The following is a 20,074-nucleotide window of genomic DNA, read 5'->3' on the forward strand; positions in this document are numbered from 1 at the left end:
GTTTTACACCGTTCTCCTCTAAGAATCCGGATTCTGCCAGTTCCATACCAAGGTTCAGGCCTGCCTGTCCCCCCAGAGTTGGAAGTACACTGTCCGGTTTTTCTTTTAAAATAATCTGTTTTAACACATCGACAGTCAGCGGCTCAATGTAAACCTGATCTGCGATCTGTTTATCTGTCATGATGGTTGCCGGGTTGGAGTTTACCAGACAAACCTCAACGCCTTCCTCTTTCAGAGAACGGCATGCCTGTGTACCCGCATAATCAAACTCAGCCGCCTGTCCGATAACGATCGGACCGGAACCGATTACTAATACTTTTTTGATATCTGATCTCTTTGGCATTATTTCTGTCCTCCCATCATTTCAATAAACTTGTCAAACAGGTATCCGGAATCCTGTGGTCCAGGGCATGCTTCCGGATGGAACTGTACGGTAAAGATATTCTTGCCAGTATATTTGAGTCCCTCGTTGGTTCCGTCGTTTACATTTGTAAATGCCGGAACTGCTACTGTCGGGTCAAGACTTTCTGCATCAACCGCGTATCCGTGGTTCTGAGATGAAATGTATACACGACCTGTCTCCAGATCTTTTACCGGATGATTGCCGCCTCTGTGGCCGTATTTCAATTTGTAAGTATCTGCGCCGGTAGCTAATGCCATCAGCTGATGTCCTAAACAGATTGCAAAAATCGGCACTTCAGAATCGTAAAGTTTTTTCACTTCTTTGATAATATCTGTGCAGGCTTTCGGATCTCCAGGTCCGTTAGAAAGCATGATTCCGTCCGGGTTGGAAGCAAGAATTTCCTCGGCTGTTGTGTGTGCCGGGTAAATTGTAACTTCGCAGCCACGTTTGTGCAGAGACTGTGCAATGTTATTCTTTGCACCGAAGTCCAGCAGAGCTACTTTATAACCGTCTGCTTTCAGCACTTCTTTCTCACTGCAGGTCACCTTGTCCACCACATTTCCCGTATTGTATACATGAAGCTGAGGCAGAATTTCATCAAGTTTGTAATTTTCATCAGTGGTGATCATGCCGTTCATGGTTCCTTTTTCACGCAGGATTTTTGTAAGTGCTCGTGTATCAATTCCTGCGATTCCAGGGATATCATGCTCTTTCAGGAAATCCTGAATCGTTCCCTGGCAGCGGAAGTTGCTCGGAATTCTGGATAACTCTCTTACGATGTATCCGTCCGGCCATGGCTGCGCAGACTCCATGTCCGGTGTAATTCCATAATTTCCAATCAGCGGATAAGTCATTACGACTGCCTGTCCCGCATAGGATGGGTCTGTCAAAACCTCCAGATAACCAGTCATGGAAGTATTGAAGACGATCTCACTGATCACGCTCTTTGTCGAACCAATGCTTGTTCCGGTAAATACTGTACCGTCTTCCAGAATCAGAAATGCTTTCATTTATTCGCCCGTCCTTTCTCTTTTTTACAATATACACTATTATTTTAACATGTATTTCCTGGCTTGTTGCAAAAAAAAAGAGGGAATTTTCTCTTTTCTTGTATATTTATACATTATACATGCATAATATTCACTTTTCTGCCATATATACAAATTGTAGGTATTTTATCACAATTTTCTATGTTTTTCAATACTAACTTTTAACATACTTCATGACACTTTATTTTAATATGCAACAACGGCAAGACCCGACTTTATCGCCAGGCCTTGCCGTCTTTTATTCATTACTCAATTTTTGTTTTTCCACCCATGTATGGCTGTAATGCTTTTGGAATATTTACAGTTCCATCAGCATTTAAGTTGTTCTCCAAGAATGCGATCAGCATTCTTGGCGGAGCAACAACCGTATTATTTAATGTGTGTGCCAGATATTTCTTGCCGTCTTTTCCTTTGACACGAATTCTAAGACGTCTTGCCTGAGCGTCACCAAGGTTAGAACAGCTTCCTACCTCAAAATATTTCTTCTGACGTGGAGACCATGCCTCTACATCAACAGATTTTACTTTCAGGTCAGCAAGATCACCGGAGCAGCACTCTAAAGTACGAACCGGAATATCAAGGCTGCGGAATAAATCTACCGTATTCTGCCATAATTTGTCATACCACATCATGGAATCTTCCGGTTTGCAGACAACGATCATTTCCTGCTTCTCAAACTGATGGATACGATATACACCTCTCTCCTCAATACCATGAGCACCTTTCTCTTTACGGAAACACGGAGAATAGCTGGTCAGTGTCTTCGGCAGCTGATCCTCATCGATCATTGTATCAATAAAGCTTCCAATCATAGAATGCTCGGAAGTACCGATCAGATACAGATCTTCGCCTTCGATCTTGTACATCATAGCATCCATCTCATCAAAACTCATAACACCGGTAACAACGTTACTTCTGATCATATATGGCGGGATGCAGTATGTGAATCCGCGGTCGATCATAAAGTCACGGGCATAAGCCAGAACTGCGGAGTGCAGACGGGCAATATCCCCTTTCAGATAATAAAAACCGTTTCCGGCTACTTTTCTTGCGCTGTCAAGATCGATACCGTCAAATTTCTCCATGATTTCTGTATGATACGGAATCTCGAAATCCGGAACAACCGGCTCACCAAAACGCTCAACTTCTACGTTCTCACTGTCATCTTTTCCAATCGGAACAGACGGATCAATGATGTTCGGAATGATCATCATGATTTTTTTGATTTTCTCCTGAAGCTCGCCTTCCTGTGCTTCAAGCTCTGTCAGACGCTCTGCATCTTTGGCAACCTGCTCTTTTAATGCCATAGCTTCTTCTTTTTTGCCCTGTCCCATCAGTGCACCGATCTGTTTGGAAATACGGTTTCTATTGGCACGCAGATCGTCAGCTTCCTGCTGAACAGCTCTGGATGATGCATCTAACTCGATCACTTCGTCAACCAGACCAAGTTTATGATCCTGAAATTTATTTTTGATATTCTGTTTTACAATATCCGGGTTTTCTCTTAAAAACTTAATGTCAATCATAGCTTCCTCCTGAGGAAATTTTATTCTTTCAAAAGTATACACTGATTCACAGCAATATTCAAGCCTTGTTCATCGTGTTCTTGGCTAAAATTTTGGCATATAAAGCGAAATCGGATTGCGAATGTCCGCTTTACTCTGCATGTGCAGCACGATGTTTCTTATACAGTAACTGCACATGCGGCACGCAGCGCCGTCGTGGTTGAAAAAATTTAGCCAATATGTAAATGGGGACTGAGTTCATTTTTTCTTCGAAAGCGATTATTAGCTAAGAAGACAAAATGAACTCAGTCCCCTTCAATACTTCAATTTTTTCAACCCCACAAGCAAGATTTATTCGCGGCGCAGTGCATCGATCGGTTTCAGATTCGCTGCCTTATAAGATGGCAGTAATCCAAATATAATTCCGATTCCCATAGAGAATACAACTGCAATGATCGCCGCCGGCACACTGATAACCACCGGCATTTGGCTGACTTTCGATATTACCTCCGCCAGTATGATACCTGCTACCACTCCGATAATACCACCAAGACTGGTCAACACGGCTGCCTCTGTCAAAAACTGACCGAGGATGTGACTTTTCTTTGCTCCAATGGCTTTCTTCAGACCGATTTCCTGTGTACGCTCTGTCACAGACACCAGCATAATATTCATAACACCGATACCACCTACCAGCAGGGAAATTCCTGCAATCCAGATCAACATGCGGTTTGTGGACTGGCTCAGTTCCTGAATATCCTGTGCCTGTTTCAGCAGATCCTGTCCTTTGTACTGGATCGTGCTGTCAGATACTGTAAGATTCGCATTCAGGATATCTGCCACTGCCTGACCTGCGGACGCCATGGAATCAGTATCCGTTGCCTTCAAGACCACACTCTGCGGCTCATCATACTGAAATACGATCGGCCATGTGGCAGATGGAATAAATACTCTTCCACTGCTGTCCTGCATATAAGTATAGTAATCGTCCATGGAATTAATCACCGGCTCAAAGCCATCTTTTTTGTCCGCAATTCCAACTACAATGTACGGTTCTCCCTGAATCTCGATGGTTTTTCCAATTGCATCTTCTCCCTGAAACAGGGAAGATGCGCTATCCTGATCCAAAATCGCTATTTTTCTGTATTTCGCATAATCGTTACTGTCAAAACCACGGCCTTCTTTGATGACATAGCTGCAAGTATCCAGATAATTAGCATCAATCCCCATGACATAACCACCGGAAAGAGATGTATTCCCGTAGCATACCGTACCATATCCCTGACGGCTTGTGTAACGGGAAGCTTCTTCCACACCATCTACCGCCAGAATCTGCTGCATGGTATCGTCACTGATCACCGGAACACCATCCGGAATTCCGTTGTAATCCATTTCGTACGCCCATTCATCCTGATAAAGCTGAACCGTTACCGCATTGTTTCCGGCTCCTACCAGGTTCTGCTTGATCTGTTCATTCGTTCCCTGAATTGTGGAAACAATCGCAATAATTGCACCAATGCCGATAATAATACCAAGCATCGTCAGAAAGGAACGCATTTTATGTGACCAGATGCCCTGAAAGGACAGTCTAATATTTTCTAACATTTCACGCACCTCCCCTTAATTTGATGATTCATCGGCATTTACTGCGCGGATGCCTTCTTTTGCTGTCTTTCCATATGGAAATGCAATGCGGTCATCCTCCGTCAGGCCGGATTTGATTTCAATGGTATCTCCGTAAATAATCCTTCCGGTTTTCACATACTGCTTTACCAGCCGGTCATTTTCATCTGCTTTCAGCACATAGGATCTTCCGTTTTCTGTGCGGACATAGCCTTTAAAAATATAGAGCGAACTGCTATCTTCGTTACCTGAAACGGTCATGGTCAGATCCACATATTCCCCATTTCGCAATCCTGTACTGTCCTCAATATAAGCCACAAATGGATAGTAAGACACATTGTTGTTACCATCGCTATAAGAAGACACATCGGAGGACGGGTAATTCTTGATCTCGGTAATTTCTGCCTCACAGCTTGTTCCGCTCTCCCAGGAAGAAACACTGACCATCTGTCCCGGTTTTACCTGATCTAAAAGCAGCTCACTGATTCCTCCGGTTACATACAGACCTTCTGATCCGGTTACTTCCATAAACGGTGTACCATCATTTGGCAGATTGTCTTTGTCCTGCAGATTTTTTACCACACCGGTAACTGTTGCATAAACGATACCATCTGTGCTCTGCGCTTTCAGTTTTTCTACCTCAAGTTCCGCTTTTCGCTTATCCAGATCCAGATCTTTGATCTTTTTCTCCTGCTCTGCGATCATATCGTTCAATTCACTCTGCGTATAACCGCCTGCATCATTGGATCCATCATCGACCGTTGTCGTATCATCTCCTGCGTCAGACGCATCATCTGTGATCTGGCTGTGATCATACACGGACCATTTCGTATCTCCATCCGGCACAACGATCTGAGCACCGTCTACCTCCCATGCTGTCACAAGTTCTCCGGAAACATCATTGTTTTCCCGGATTTCAAATATAGCATATGTTTTTTCTTCTGCCAGCTGACTCAAAAAAGCTCCGGTCACATACGCCGATTCGGTACACAGATAACGATATGGGTTCTCTTCGCTGCCATCCGCGCTGTCCTGATTATATGGAACCGCTGTCCAGGAAATATAATTGTACGCATTTCCGGTCATTTCCTGCACTTGCGGTGTGGACGGCTCCGGAGTCACCGGATTGGACGGTTCCACATATGGTTTTGTATTTTTTAACTTCTTTAAATCATTTTGGGCAATGGTGATCTGATTTTTCAGATTCTCCACTTCCAGCTGTTTTCCCTGCAGATTCAAAGATGCCACCGTGGTATCCAGCGCCAGCAGTTTATCACCTTTCTGCACCTGCTGTCCTTCCTCCACGTACACTTCCTTGATTTCATCATCCTTTGAAATCTCCACAGTCTGAGAATAATCATTGGTAACCAGTCCGGAACTGTTGATATCATCGCCCCAGTATCCACTGTTCAGATTTGACACAGACTGTACTTCCGCCGTCATTTTAGACCGCTGCGCATACACTCCACCACCGATTCCTCCGGCTGCCACAGCAGCAACAATGGCGATGATAAGAATACGTTTCATGACTTTCTTATTTTTCATTCTGCCGCCTCCTCTATCTCACCATCGATAATGCGGATCACACGTTTTGCGTAAGAAGCAATTTTTGCATCATGTGTGATCATAACAATTGTTACACCTTCTTCGTTTAACCGGTCAAAAAGTTCCATGATCTGCTTGCCGGACTTGGAATCCAACGCACCTGTCGGCTCGTCTGCCAGCAGGATTTTCGGATTATTTACCATAGCACGGGCAATGGCCACACGCTGTTTCTGTCCACCGGAGAGCTGGGTCGGTTTGAAATCCACACGGTCTGCCAGACCCACACGGTCCAACGCTGCTGCCGCACGTTTTTCCCTGTCCGCCTTTTTCACACCCGCATAAATCAGCGGAAGCGCTACATTTTCCAGTGCGGATTCTCTCGGAAGCAGGTGAAAACTCTGAAATACAAATCCGATGCTGTTCAATCTGACATCAGCAAGCTCGCGATCCTTATATTTCAATACATCGTCCCCCGCAAGCTCATATGTTCCGCTAGTTGGAAGATCCAGACACCCGATAATATTCATCAGCGTAGTTTTTCCGGAACCGGATGGTCCCATGATCGCCACATATTCGCCCTCTTCCACGGAAAGGCTCACGTCCTTCAATACAGGAACTACCAGTTTTTCCTGCTGATAATCCTTATAAATATGACTGAGATTTAAAAGCATATACACACCCCCTATTCCGCTGCCGGAGTGTCTGCACTTCCTGTGTCAGCCCCTGTATCTCCATCTGTTGTTCCATCGTCTACCGGCTGCATATCACTCTCATCCATAGAACCGGCATCAGCATCCCCGTCCATGTTATAGGAATCGGTTTCTCCGTCAGAAGAGAAATCTTCGGTATATCCTTCCTCCATCATACCTTCACCCGCATCTTCCGAAAGCATATCATCCTCCGGGTATTCTTCCACCATGCCTTCATCCATATTTGTCGTTGTCTTTAAACCTGCATGGAATCCGGATATCGGCCATGCGATATAATCGGTCATCTCCAGACCGGATTTGATTTCATACAGATCCATACCTTCGTCATATTCACCAAGTTCAACCGTGCGTTTCTCCAGTTTTCCCTTACCGTTATCTGCCCATACGTATGGAGTATCCTCATCCTGTACAATATATCCGCTGTAAAGCCAGATACCGTCCTTTGTCTCGGTCTGTCCCTCATCCAGTTCCACATACAGATGCTGTCCAAGCATCAGGCCGTCTGCGGAATCCAGTTTGATATAAAACGGATACTTGCTGGACTGATTATCAGAATTGGAACCGTCATAATACATATTGTTATTATCTGTTTCTTTATTTTCCGTATCAATTTTTTCAATGGTTCCGGTCCATGTCTTTGTCTCATCCACTCTGGAACGTAAAATGACACTCTGTCCCTCGGAAAGACTGTATACGTTTGTCTCGTTGACCGTACCTTTGACACGGTAATCACCGGTAGTCAGAATCGACATAAACGGCTGCTGATTGCCGTACTGATCTGTGTCGCCATTCTCGTTGATGGATTTTACAATACCATTGATCTTGCTGGTCACGGTTGACTGAGACATGGTATCTTCCATCTTCTGAATTTCTAATTTTTTGCTCTGCTGCTCGTACTCAGACTGCTTGATGGATGTCTGCAGGCTCTGGATCTGTACGGTATAATTAAACTGCTCATCCTTGGATGCAGCATTTTTCTCTGCTGTCAGTGTCTTGATCTGATTGTTGTAATCCGTGATCTGGTTAGCAATGGTTTCAAGTTCCAATTTTGCCTGTGCGATCTGCAGACTCAGGTCATCTGTCTTGTACTCGAATAATGGAGTTCCCTCCTGCACTTCATCACCTACGGATACAAAAATTTCCTTTACGGTCTGATCAGATGTCAGATTCACATCCCAGGTATCCTGAGACTCTACCACACCCATGTAACGGTTCTGTCCTCCACCATTCACACCATTTACCAGAGACTGCACCGATTCCACGTATGCTGCATCTCCGCCACCACTGCTTTTTCCCAGTTTGCCTTTCAGGAAAAAACCAACTGCTACTGCTGCGGCAATTATAACGATCACAACTGCCAAAATGATTTTTTTCTTTTTGCTCATATCGCGCTCCTCCTATAATCGGAAAGTCTGTCAGCCGGCACTCACACGTTTCGCCCCAAATGCACAGTCATACAATCTTCTGGCAAAAATCTCCCGGCAAAATTTTCCCGGCAAACAAAAATGGCTACAGAATTTCCTTTTGTAACCATTTTATCATGAGGTGATTTTTAATACTATTAAGATACCCTTAATTTTTATTTTTATAAATAAATGATTATCGAACCTTTCCATTTACAATGCGGTAACGTCTGCCGCTCAGCCATACATATCCGTTATGAGAAAAATCCACTTTTCCATTTCTGATGTACCACCAGCCATTCTGATTGTTTGCCAGTCCATTGAAACCAAAGTTAACTTTTCCGCCTTCGATACGCCACCAGCCATTCTCATTCTTTGCCACGGTATATGCGCTGAAATCCACTTTTCCTCCACGGATCAGCCACCAGCCATTTTCATTTTTCGCTACGGTATTCGCGCTGAAATCTACTTTTCCTCCGCGAATGATCCACCATCCATTCTGGTTCTTCGCTACCGTATTCGCACTGAAGTCTACTTTTCCTCCACGAATCAGCCACCAGCCGTTCTGATTTTTCGCTACCGTATTTGCATTAAAATCAACTTTTCCATTTGCATCAATGTACCACCAGCCATTGTGATTCTTGGCTACCGTAATATATTTCTGTACAACGCCATTCACAAGGTTGTACCAGGTGCCATTTACCTTTGCAACATCCGTGATATACTGGCGGTTTCCATTCAGATAATACACATCCTCACCATTTACCGTATAAATACCTGTGCCATAGGTTGGCTCTGGAGCCGGTGTCGGTGTTGGATCCGGTTTTACCTCTTCTTTTGTCCAGTGTGCATACAGCGTCTGGTTCGATGTGATATTTACTTTACTAGTAGATTCTACTTTGTTTCCTCCATTTGCTGCTGTGTACCAGCCTGCAAATATATAACCCGCTTTGCTTGGAACTGGTAACTCTCCATACGTGCCATCATAAGTTACCGCCTTACTGCTTGTATTTACCTGACCTCCATTTGCATTGAACGTTACCGTATAACCATTAGCTGTCCAGTGCGCATACAGCGTCTGATTTGATGTGATACTTACTTTGCTTGCAGACTCTACTTTGCTTCCTCCATTTGCTGCTGTGTACCAGCCTGCAAATGTATAACCCGCTTTGCTTGGAACTGGTAACTCTCCATACGTGCCATCATAAGTTACCGCTTTACTACTTGTACTTACCTGGCCTCCATTTGCATTGAACGTTACCGTATAACTATTAGCTGTCCAATGTGCATACAAAGTCTGGTTTGATGTGATACTTACTTTGCTTGCAGACTCCACTTTACTTCCTCCATTTGCTGCTGTGTACCAGCCTGCAAATGTATAACCTGCTCTGCTTGGTGCCGGTAATTCTCCATATGTTTCGCCAGAAATTACTTCTTTGGTACTTTGTTCTACTTTTCCTCCATTTGCATCAAAAGTAACCGTGTATTTCTCTATATCTTTTTCCCAATGTGCGTATAATGTCTGATCTGCAGTAATTTCCACTTTGTTTGCAGTTTCAACTTTATTCCCATTATCGGCTGCTGTGTACCAGCCTGCAAATGTATAACCCGCTTTGCTTGGAACTGGTAACTCTCCATACATGCCATCATAAGTTACCGCCTTACTGCCTGTACTTACCTGACCTCCATTTGCATTGAACGTTACTGTGTAACTATTAGCTGTCCAATGTGCATACAAGGTCTGATCATTTGCAAAAGATACTTGTGAATCAGCTTTTACTTGATATCCACCTGTCGCATTTGTATACCAACCTGCAAATGAATAGCCAATTCTGGTTGGTGTAGGTAACACCCCATAGGTTTCCGAATAACTTACCACTTTGCCTGTCTGATCAACCTGTCCACCATTTGCATCAAAAGTAATCGTATATTTATTAAGCGTCCAGTGCGCATACAGCGTCTGATTTTCTGATAGATTTACCTGTGTACTATCAGTCACCTGCTCTCCACCTTCTGCAGCTGTATACCAGCCTGCAAATGTGTATCCAGTTCTTTCCGGTATCGGCATACTACCATAAGTATCTCCCTGAAATACTGTCTTAGATGTTGATTTCACGCTCCCACCATTTGCATCAAATGACACTGTGTAGCTTTCAATCTCCTCTTTCACATTTGAAGTAAACGCTTTTACACACAGATTTCCCCATGTGTAAGCAGCAAAATTTTTTCCCTGATTATATGCATATAAAGTCTTACCATTTCCCAGACTTACAGGTGCGTACCACACATATTTAGAAGAATCATCAGCACTGCAAAGACTGGATCCTTGCTCATAATCCAGCGCACACTTGTCAACACTTACAACTACTGCGTATGTACTTCCTGGTTTTAATTTAACTGCATTCTCGAATTCGATCGTATATACACCTGCGTAAGCAGTCTGCCCCTGTGTTGTCGCATCCGTCTGATGTACACCACTTGTCGGATCATTTGACTTTGTCATGTCTGTATAAATGTCAATTGTATAATTCACATTTGCGGCACTTGTCATAGACACTGAAACCGCTTTCAAAAGTTCTGCTGAAATACCCTTTGTTTCCTGTGTCGTAAATACATTCGCCATCGTGTTATACTGATTTGAATGCCATACATTTGCACCACCATCATACTGATAGTTATTATCGAACCCATCATTCGCATTAAAATCAAATATCCAGGCAGTATCAGACAGCGAAGCTGTCTCATAGGACATCCAAAAATAATTGCAATACATTCCCCAACTGTTTCTGATCAGCCATGCGCCATCAGAAGACGGTTTATTTGCTCCTGTGAAATTATCTTTGGAAAAATTGTCATCCCAACCGACAATCATCACTGCATGGCCGCCACCGCCAGATCCAGTGTCATAATAAGTGTAACGTGCCAACGCATCATTCCATCCCATTGCAGTATCATCGTGATAATACATAATACCTGCTGCACCATGCTCCATGATCTGCTGTTTTACATCATCCTGATTTTCCTTGATATTGATCAGATATGCATTTTCCAGATGTGGCATTCCTGCTTTATAGGCATAACTTGCATCCAGTCCATTTTCCAATACATTTTGTGCATTGCTGTACGGAACATCTGCCTCCGTATCAGGCGAAATCCACTGTCCCAGTCTGCGGGATGCCATTTCATAATTGCCGCCATAATGTAAATATGACACAGCCGCATTTTCATTGTAATACGTCGCTTCATCACCAGCTGTGCCACCAAGTGGATCTGTCACAGAATTATAGGTAAAATATGCCAGCTGCAGTTCACTCAGATCAATACTTTTATCTGCTGTACCATCGTTGATCAGATCATACTCAGCCAGTCCAAGTGACGAAAAAGCCCAACAGGTACCATACGGATTCTGGTCTCGTGTTGTTGGATATTTTTCCTCCAGTTCTGTCGGATCGGTCTGATAGGAAGACGGGATTGCTGAATACATCGCAATCTGTGGTTCATATACCGGGGTATTCTGATCAAGATCACTCTCTATATATCCTCCTGTCATCATCTCACTCGTAGCATCATTCACAACAGAACCTCTGTCCTGATTGTGTGGCTGCTCCGCATGTGCCTCTCCCAATGGCCATGCAAGCAACAGTGCACTCATACAAAGTGCCAGTAATCGTTTCTTTTTCATTTGTTCCTCCCTTGATTTCTGGCGATACTGCTTGTTTCTCTATTATTATCCTTTATCAGGTATTTCTTTCATTGCTTCCAAATATCCTAATACTCGATTTTTTTGTTTTATATCCAATTTTCGAAAAGATTCTACCAAAAAATCCTCTTCATGATTCAAGATAACATCTGGAACAACCTGCAATATTTCATTCACACTATTATTCTCTGCTAACAGTTCATATGGGGTTACCTGCAGCACCTCACATATTTTCAAAATTTTATCTGCAGACGGATTTGTTCCTTTTCGCTTCCAATCGCTAATCGTACTTTGAGATATCTCTGTCCGTTCTGAAAATTCTTTTTGTGTCATACCACGCTGTTTTATTAATGAAAATATTTTCTGGCTGATTAACATATATTAATTCCTACACTACTCATATTCACTACTTATCTATTTTCCAATATGTTACTTTTTCATTATAACTGTGGTATAAATATTTGACAATTACTATTTTGATAATACTATATTACCATCTCTTTCCCTTTTCATCTTCTTTTACCCATTTTTCAATCTCTTCTATATCACGTTTCATAACTTTTGCAACTGCATCAATTGGTATCCCAGCCTTTACACATTGAAGCGACAGCTTTCGGTCCTGTTCAAGTTTTTTCAATTCCTCTTTTTCACGCTTCAGACTTTCATCACTAAATTTCGACTCAGATAAATCATCTAATTCCATCTCAAATATTTCAGTAACTATAAATTCCTGCCATGTAGCATTTTTCTTACACCATTCGCGTTCACCTTCATCATATTTAAAAAAGTCCATCTGACCATATATAAAATCATTCTGTAAAAGCCATTCCTCCATCTTTTCAATAGACGAGAAAACTCTCACTTCCGTATCAGTAGGCTGTGCAAATAATATTCCCGCTTTTTTCCTCGTTAATTTCAAATAATATACTTTCATTTTGTTATCTTCCCCTCTCTCGATTTATTTACCATTCACAAGTTTCTATATGCTTCCCTAACTTTCTCTTCACAATAATGTCCGTAATTTCTGAATTAAACTCATTTGCCTTTATTAAAACCCAATCGTCGAAATAATCATAAATTTCTCTGTAGTGCTCATATAACTTTCTTGCAGATAATATATCGTTTTCACTTATATCTTCCATTACTTTTTCTACGCAATAACCTTTTTTTTCAATATAATTTTTAAAATCAGAATCTGCCTCTTTATATTTATACTCTGTTAACATATATCTGAGTACCTGATCCTCTACTTTGCGTCTATACTCAAATTCATAATCATTTTCATCCAAATGCTTTTCTATCAATTCTAACGGTACTTTTATTCTAAAAGGCCCTGGAATAATGTAGTACCATCTCTGATCCAAATCATAAAAATAGCCATAATCAACAAACATTATCTTTCCAAAAATTTCTCGCTCCGTATCCCCTATCCAAAATGGTTCACCCGTCAATGCTTGCGCTTCTAACCAGCTATTTCCTCCTGGTCTTCCAATCATTCTAGTCTGCCCTAAGCCAAAAAGATAATCTACTGTTTCCGGATGAGAATACCATATCAGAAGTCTGACACCGACCATCTTAAAGTAGCCACCATTTCCGCTCCATCCATATTCGACATGTCCATCTGCATGCCTTCTGGCAATAATACTTACGTCTCCCATTTTATATCATCCTCTCTGTTTTTTGTATATACGTTACGTATATACGTATATTATTATAAAACAAAAGACATGTCAAGTATCTCTCAACATGCCTTTTTTTAATTTTTCATCATTCTTTATTTTTCCTGTAATAACTCTGCACAAATCTGATCTACATCATAATTCGGTGCATACTTACTTGCCACTACACAAATTTTACGAATCACATCAGGATCTTCTTCTAATGCCCCAACAATGTCTTCCTCATTTAATCCTTTAGCTATTTTTTTGATTGTCTGCCGAATCAGCGTTTTTAAATAGCCTCTTTCCTCACCTATCGCCAACGACTCTTCCCGCTCCTGCTTTATATGTGTTTCCTGATCATATTCAAAAATACTCATTCGTAACACCTCCGATCGATTACGCTTCAGAAAATCTGCTAAAATCCCATTCTGGATACATTCATCCACAGCTTTTTCTATTGCCAATTCAAACTTCATTTGCTCCTGATATTTTCGAACAGTATCTACAAAAATCATATACTGATGCAACGTTGGACTCTTTGCTGCTAATTCCATATTATGTCCTTCGTTAATATTCAGTATCGTAATCTTTAAATCCAAATCCGGTTCACCAGAATGTTTCATATATGCTTCTGATAAACGCTGCTCTACTACATCCGGAATTTTCTCTGTTCCATTATAGAATACCACAAATTTCGGTTCTGGCAATGAAATCATCTTTCTTCCATACAAATTTTCATTTCTGGTCAATGCAGAATAGATACATGTTACATAAATCAAATTTCGCAATGGCATGTTTTTATTTACTGTCGACTGATGTTCATATAAAACCAGCTGCGATGCAATCACAAATGATACATCATTCTTCATCCCCATATAAATTGCATTTTCCAATCTGATGGTGTATTCATCAACTATTTTTTGTATTTGATCGCAATATTGTATCATTCATAATCCTCATTTGTGATATATTAAATTATATTTGTCGTTTAAAGTTTCTTTTCCTCTTAAAAAAGACCGCCCCTCCCGAGACGGCCTTCCACCACGGCAATCCTACCGATTGCCATACATCTTCTCATAATAATTCTGATACTCACCACTGATGATAGTCTCTCACCACTCACGGTTATCCAGATACCACTGAAATGTCGATATTCTTCTTCTCGTTATGTCCATCGACATTATAAACCTCACCCACGCGTCCTTTATGGATGATCAAATACGTCTGATAACATTTGCAAATTCGTCATAATCTGAACAATCTATCCCTGATTGCTTCGAAATACTGTGGTTCTGTTTCAGTTCCTTCTGTAATGATCAAATGATACTCCGGGCAAATCATGATATTCTTATCTCGTCGTGGTTTCATCCAGCTTTTACCCAGATCACTTTTTTTCGGAGGTTTTAAACTCATAGCCACTCGCCTCCTGCCAACATATTCGTAAGATATGGATCTGCTCCATAACGCCCCTCCAGATATTGCTTATCATAAGCTGCTGTACTATTTACCCGTTCGTTATTTTCTCTACGAATTTCATATAGTGAATATATCTCACTTTCATGCTTTGCATTTTCTGCTGCAAACCAGATTTCATCCCGTCTAAAAACAGTGTTCTTCATTGTCGTCATATCATGAGACGTAAAAAGTAGCTGTGCTCCATTTTTATTTACATTTCTATTCTTAAACAGGGAAATCACATACCGAAGTAACTTAGGATGAAGTTTTGCATCTAATTCATCAATAATTACCAAACGCCCCTCTTGCAGTGCAAGCAAAATCACAGGTAACGCTGCAATCATCTTCTTGGTTCCATCTGATTCATCACTGAATTTCAATTCATAAATCTTTCCATCTATCATACGTTGCGTATAAAGTTCGCGATTCTCTTCATCATATCTGTAGCCATTTACATCAATATCAACATCATTAAGTGCCCGAATGATCCTCTTTCGATATATCTCATCATCAGAAAGCATAATCTGTCTGTCAGCAATCGGATTCGCATAATTTCTGATCATACATGATTCAAACCATTTCTGTACTTCTGTAATTACCGGTATATCATAATTTATTGCTAAAAATGATAAATATGGCATTTTAGGATTTACTAAACGATTAATCCTGGCTTTGTTGATACTTGCGCCTAATGTAATTGAAGAACCCTCTCGGTCAAAAACCATACCTGTCCGCTTTCCGCCAATTGATTTCCAATACAATGATTCTTCAACAACTTCATCACTACATATCGACAAATTATACCGATATTCATTTTTCCCCTGTCTAAAATACACTTCAAATTCAGTCGGTAATTCTTTGGATAATTCATCAAAACAAAATGGTACCGCACTCACCTTCTGTTGAATGATAACCTTTTCTCTTGTCTTCTCTAACTCATAGATTGGCTTAACCACAGTAGAAATCAAACAGGAAAGAGCCAACAAAAGATTTGTTTTTCCTCCGCCATTCGGACCATATATGACACCTATCGGAAGAAGCGCATCCGCTTTTTCGCTTATTAGCAATGAATCTGAAAATTCAGGAATAGATGTTGCCTGAAAATCAAATGTGGTTATCGCTTTATATGATTTAAAATTTTTAAAAGAAAACTGACACAGCATGCTGTTTTTCCTCCTTCTCATATCAATTCCATTTATTTTTATTATATGATTATTATTTCCGTTTTTCAAGTTTTATACTATGTTTTCAGAAAAAATATTTTTAAAATGATATATAAAAAATCATTTTCCACATTTTATCATTTGCACATACTACATATTCTCACCGCTCTCACCTTTTCCACTCATCATCAAAACTGGCGGAAATTGTCAGAATTAGATTTCATCGTCAGACGGTACACACCGATCACAATCTCTTTTTCCATAGAAGCATCGTAATTATTTTCATCCTCATACGCATAATATCCGGCCATCTGTAATACACGATCTGCGATAAAATCCTTACGTGTTCTATTGGACTCAACGATGGCAGACATCATATTCTGCGGTACATCCGCATCACAAGCTCAATTACTGCTTCCACTGCTGATGTATCAAAAAAATTCTTCTTGCTGTCATAATTCGTCGGTGCTGCGATGACCACATAATCTGCGTCTTTGTATGCTGCTTCCGCATCCAGCGTAGCTGTCAGATTCAGTTCCTTCTCAGCCAGATATTTTTCAATATAATCATCCTGGATCGGTGACTTCTTCTGATTAATCAGTTCCACCTTCTCCGGGATAATATCGACTGCCATAACCTCATGATGCTGAGATAATAGCGTTGCAATTGACAAACCTACATATCCTGTTCCTGCTACTGCAATTTTCATACTCTATTACTTCCTTTACCATTTTATTTATTTGCACAAAAATAAGAGCCTCCGGAGGAAATTCCTCATTCTGGCTCTCATTCCTGTTAATTTCAATTTTAAACTACTGCTTTACTGATATTCCTTCTATGCTTAACCATTGTGCAACTGTGTCCATGCTTACTCTTACTGCTTTGGCAATACTCTCAAGAGACAATCCCATATTTGCCAACTGCAAAGAAGTTTCTTGCTTTTCTTCCATTTTTCCTTCCTTGCGTCCAATCTCAATACCAATCTCCCGACCAATTGCCTCCGACTCTTCTCTCTCCATCCTCAGATGTTCTTCCTGATCATACTCAAAAATACTCATTCTCAACACCTCCGCTTTGTTGCGCTTTAAAAAATCTGCTAAAATGCCATTTTTAATACATTCATTCACGGCCAGCTCCATCGCAGCATCAAAATCCATATACTCCTGATACTTCCGAATCGTATCTACAAAAATCATATACTGATGCAAAGTCGGACTCTTTGCTGCCAGTTCCTGGTTATGCCATTCATTGATATTCAGCACTGTAATCTTCAGTTCCAGATCCGGCTCTCCCGTATGTATCTGATATGCACCTGATAAACGCTGTTCTGACACATCCGGAAGATTCTCCGTTCCATTATAAAACACTACAACCTTCGGTTCTGGAAGTTCAATCATCTTCCTGCCATACAGATTATCATCCTTGACCAACACCGCATATACACAGGTTACATAAATCAGATTTCGTAACGGCATATTTTTATTCACCGTTGACTGATGCTCATACAACAGTAATTGCGATGCGATCACAAACGATACATCATTTCGCATCCCCATGTATGTTGCGTTCTCCAACGTTGTGATTTTTAGATCATTCGGATTATCATATTCTGAATCATTCATGGCATTGTACACTTCCAATGCCACCTTGCGGTCATTCAAAAGCATCCGAAATACTCTGTCCTTGTACTCCCGGCTTGGTTCACCAAGTATCTTCAGGATATCTTTCATAACCTCCTGAATATATTCCGTTGTGATTCCTTCAGTTTTTGTCAACTCTGTCGTTTTTGCCATCCATTGTCCTCCTCCATATAAACAGAAAGAACAATTGTCGGACTTGCTGTATTCTGCATAAGATATAAATACAATCTGCTACTTACAACTAGCTACACCCCCATCGCAAAATTCCTTCTGCCTATTTTTACTTGTTTCCTGAAATTCAAGCATTAAGAAATTCTGTCAATAATATTAGAATACAGATCGGCTTGTGCCAAATATGAATTAAAGAATATTAATGCTTACACTGAGTGTAGCATCACAAAGCATATTCGTCAACTATTTTTTGTGTTTATTTGCAGTATTGTGTTATTTTTAGTCCTCATTTGCCTCTGCCAATCCAGAAACATGAGCTGCATTTTCATTATAAAAACCATCCTTGTCAAATCCTACGCAATCCCAAGCACAACTTTCTCACCATTTTCATGGTAAGTCCCATTTCTCCTGTATCACAACTCCGTTTAGTCTCTCTGGAACAGATACATTCATTCACGACCAGTTCCATCGCAGCATCAAACTCCATATATTCCTGATACTTCCGAATCGTATCAACAAAAATCATATACTGATGTAAAGTCGGGCTTTTTGCTGCCAGTTCCTGAATGCCACCACCAACTTTCTACCGTTATCCATATTCCCACCGCTCTCACCTTTTCCACTCATCATCAAAATCAAGCACCTTCAATGATATTGCTTTTGTGTCTGGGTTTTTACCATCTTTCTTACTCTCATTAATGCCAATTGCATAGACTAGATACATAAGTGCTTCTCTCGCTAAAACAAGCATACGCATAGTATACTTTTCAAACGTACTTTCGTCTAAATGATAAAAATTATCATTCTCTAATTTCAACTCCCCTTCCCATTGCAGCTCATGTATCTTCACAAATTTATGTTCAAGTGCATTTCGTAGGCTAACAATCTCCTTTTCCGATGGCTTTTCTGCATCACCATAGCAGTCCCAAAATTCTCGATATGTCCAGTACAGTGAAACCAATGCCAAATTATCCATTGGATATTTTTCAGATTTAAATACTCTGTTAGCATCTGCTTTTCTCTCAACGAATCCCATCTGCCAAAAATCATTTATAAAATATGCTATCTGATCAAACATTCCATAAAGAATCTTATATGCCGATTTCAATTGCTCTAATCGAATAGAATAGTTAGAATAATCCAAACCATTTGAAAGCTTTACTCTTTTGTCCGCATAATGAACTTCACCGGATACTTGTGTGCTTGCAAAACAAAGGTATCGCGAATAAATATATTCTTCCTTTAATTGATTAAGCATCGCAAAATATCTTGGTGGCTCCCCTCTGGCACTTGTTTCGGATCTAGAACTGATATTGTCCTCTGTATAGTGAGTTATCGTAAGCGGATCATGCGCAAACGCACTCTCTAACGTCATTGTATCATTCAATGGATTTAAAAAAAGATGATTTTCCAAACACCAATTTCGATATATATATTCTTCATCTTCTCCCAAATCATATTGCTTGAATGTTATTTCTGAATTTAAATATTCAACTGGAATCCCTGTCGTATCTGAATATTCTGCCAATATACTCTCAAAAATTTTTCTTGCGTCATCATGAAAATTGGGATCTTTCAGATGCATTGCTCTACTCATTCCCTGAAATGCATAACAATGTAATTCTTTATAATGACCACCATCATTCACCATATTCGCTAAGGCAGATAGTGTTCTGCCATAATTTCCCCATGCCATTGCAAACTGTGGTTGTATATTAATTGCCTCGCGAAATAGTCTTAAAGCTTCGAGAACTCTTCCACAGGAATCAATATCATTCGCATAATTGGTTAAAAGCGGTAAAATCAAAAAATTCTCAGACGAATTCTGCATGTAATCTAATGCTTTCCGAAAATACAATAGAGCCAGTTTACGATATTCAACAATATCACTATCTAAATAATTCTTGCCTTCTTGGTGCAGCTGATTAGCAAGTTCTCCACATATTGTTCCTAAATAATAAAAAATAGGTGAATAATCCAGGGTGAAATCCATCACCTGTCCGGCGTATGGAAATCAATGTTCCGCTTTTTAGGAAATCACGATTC

At 40.7% G+C, this 20,074-nt stretch carries 15 protein-coding genes and 3 pseudogenes; all 18 read right to left on the reverse strand.

The features are described 5' to 3' along the window. Positions 1-343, reverse strand: a pseudogene (locus Q0I54_RS10565) (carbamoyl-phosphate synthase large subunit); the annotation flags it as partial. Beyond that, positions 343-1,413 (reverse strand): carbamoyl phosphate synthase small subunit, encoded by a 1,071-nt coding sequence (locus tag Q0I54_RS10570; protein WP_296118555.1) that lies wholly within the window; start codon positions 1,411-1,413, stop codon positions 343-345. The pseudogene Q0I54_RS10565 and the gene Q0I54_RS10570, both read right to left, overlap by 1 nt. A gap of 284 nt (positions 1,414-1,697) precedes the next feature. Continuing rightward, complete coding sequence (gene serS / locus Q0I54_RS10575; protein WP_296118556.1) at positions 1,698-2,978, reverse strand: serine--tRNA ligase; 1,281 nt, start codon at positions 2,976-2,978, stop codon at positions 1,698-1,700. 330 nt (positions 2,979-3,308) lie between these two features. Beyond that, complete coding sequence (locus Q0I54_RS10580; RefSeq protein ID WP_296118558.1) at positions 3,309-4,562, reverse strand: ABC transporter permease; 1,254 nt, start codon at positions 4,560-4,562, stop codon at positions 3,309-3,311. Positions 4,563-4,577: 15 nt separating this feature from the next. Next, positions 4,578-6,125 (reverse strand): biotin/lipoyl-binding protein, encoded by a 1,548-nt coding sequence (locus Q0I54_RS10585; protein WP_296118559.1) that lies wholly within the window; start codon positions 6,123-6,125, stop codon positions 4,578-4,580. Then, the gene (locus Q0I54_RS10590) at positions 6,122-6,796 is read right to left on the reverse strand and encodes an ABC transporter ATP-binding protein (protein ID WP_296118561.1); all 675 of its coding nucleotides are present in this window, start codon (positions 6,794-6,796) and stop codon (positions 6,122-6,124) included. The genes Q0I54_RS10585 and Q0I54_RS10590 overlap by 4 nt, the downstream gene beginning before the upstream one ends. A gap of 11 nt (positions 6,797-6,807) precedes the next feature. Continuing rightward, positions 6,808-8,220: an efflux RND transporter periplasmic adaptor subunit gene (locus tag Q0I54_RS10595; protein WP_296118562.1), complete on the reverse strand. Its 1,413-nt coding sequence runs from the start codon at positions 8,218-8,220 to the stop codon at positions 6,808-6,810. A 214-nt stretch (positions 8,221-8,434) separates the two neighbouring features. Continuing rightward, positions 8,435-11,920 (reverse strand): InlB B-repeat-containing protein, encoded by a 3,486-nt coding sequence (locus Q0I54_RS10600; protein ID WP_296118564.1) that lies wholly within the window; start codon positions 11,918-11,920, stop codon positions 8,435-8,437. Between the two features lie 45 nt (positions 11,921-11,965). Beyond that, positions 11,966-12,316: a helix-turn-helix domain-containing protein gene (locus Q0I54_RS10605; RefSeq protein ID WP_296118566.1), complete on the reverse strand. Its 351-nt coding sequence runs from the start codon at positions 12,314-12,316 to the stop codon at positions 11,966-11,968. A 112-nt stretch (positions 12,317-12,428) separates the two neighbouring features. Further along, positions 12,429-12,872, reverse strand: a complete 444-nt coding sequence (locus Q0I54_RS10610; protein WP_296118568.1) for a hypothetical protein — start codon at positions 12,870-12,872, stop codon at positions 12,429-12,431. Between the two features lie 28 nt (positions 12,873-12,900). After that, the gene (locus tag Q0I54_RS10615) at positions 12,901-13,596 is read right to left on the reverse strand and encodes a hypothetical protein (protein ID WP_296118570.1); all 696 of its coding nucleotides are present in this window, start codon (positions 13,594-13,596) and stop codon (positions 12,901-12,903) included. A gap of 116 nt (positions 13,597-13,712) precedes the next feature. After that, positions 13,713-14,474, reverse strand: a complete 762-nt coding sequence (locus tag Q0I54_RS10620) for a hypothetical protein (RefSeq protein WP_296118572.1) — start codon at positions 14,472-14,474, stop codon at positions 13,713-13,715. A 177-nt stretch (positions 14,475-14,651) separates the two neighbouring features. Then, positions 14,652-14,817, reverse strand: a pseudogene (locus Q0I54_RS13305) (dTDP-glucose 4,6-dehydratase); the annotation flags it as partial. A gap of 27 nt (positions 14,818-14,844) precedes the next feature. Then, positions 14,845-15,012, reverse strand: a complete 168-nt coding sequence (locus Q0I54_RS10625) for a hypothetical protein (RefSeq protein ID WP_367270834.1) — start codon at positions 15,010-15,012, stop codon at positions 14,845-14,847. Beyond that, positions 15,009-16,217 (reverse strand): ATP/GTP-binding protein, encoded by a 1,209-nt coding sequence (locus tag Q0I54_RS10630; RefSeq protein ID WP_296118574.1) that lies wholly within the window; start codon positions 16,215-16,217, stop codon positions 15,009-15,011. The genes Q0I54_RS10625 and Q0I54_RS10630 overlap by 4 nt, the downstream gene beginning before the upstream one ends. Positions 16,218-16,411: 194 nt before the next feature. Further along, a pseudogene (locus Q0I54_RS10635) lies at positions 16,412-16,926 on the reverse strand (3-hydroxyacyl-CoA dehydrogenase NAD-binding domain-containing protein); the annotation flags it as partial. A 103-nt stretch (positions 16,927-17,029) separates the two neighbouring features. Beyond that, positions 17,030-18,010, reverse strand: coding sequence for a hypothetical protein (locus tag Q0I54_RS10640; RefSeq protein WP_296118576.1), 981 nt, complete (start codon positions 18,008-18,010; stop codon positions 17,030-17,032). Positions 18,011-18,638: 628 nt separating this feature from the next. Next, positions 18,639-20,021, reverse strand: coding sequence for an LA2681 family HEPN domain-containing protein (locus Q0I54_RS10645; RefSeq protein WP_296118577.1), 1,383 nt, complete (start codon positions 20,019-20,021; stop codon positions 18,639-18,641). Between the last annotated feature and the right edge of the window lie 53 nt (positions 20,022-20,074).

The sequence above is a fragment of the uncultured Eubacterium sp. genome (genome assembly GCF_934295145.1).
In the GTDB taxonomy this organism is placed as follows: domain Bacteria; phylum Bacillota; class Clostridia; order Lachnospirales; family Lachnospiraceae; genus Eubacterium_I.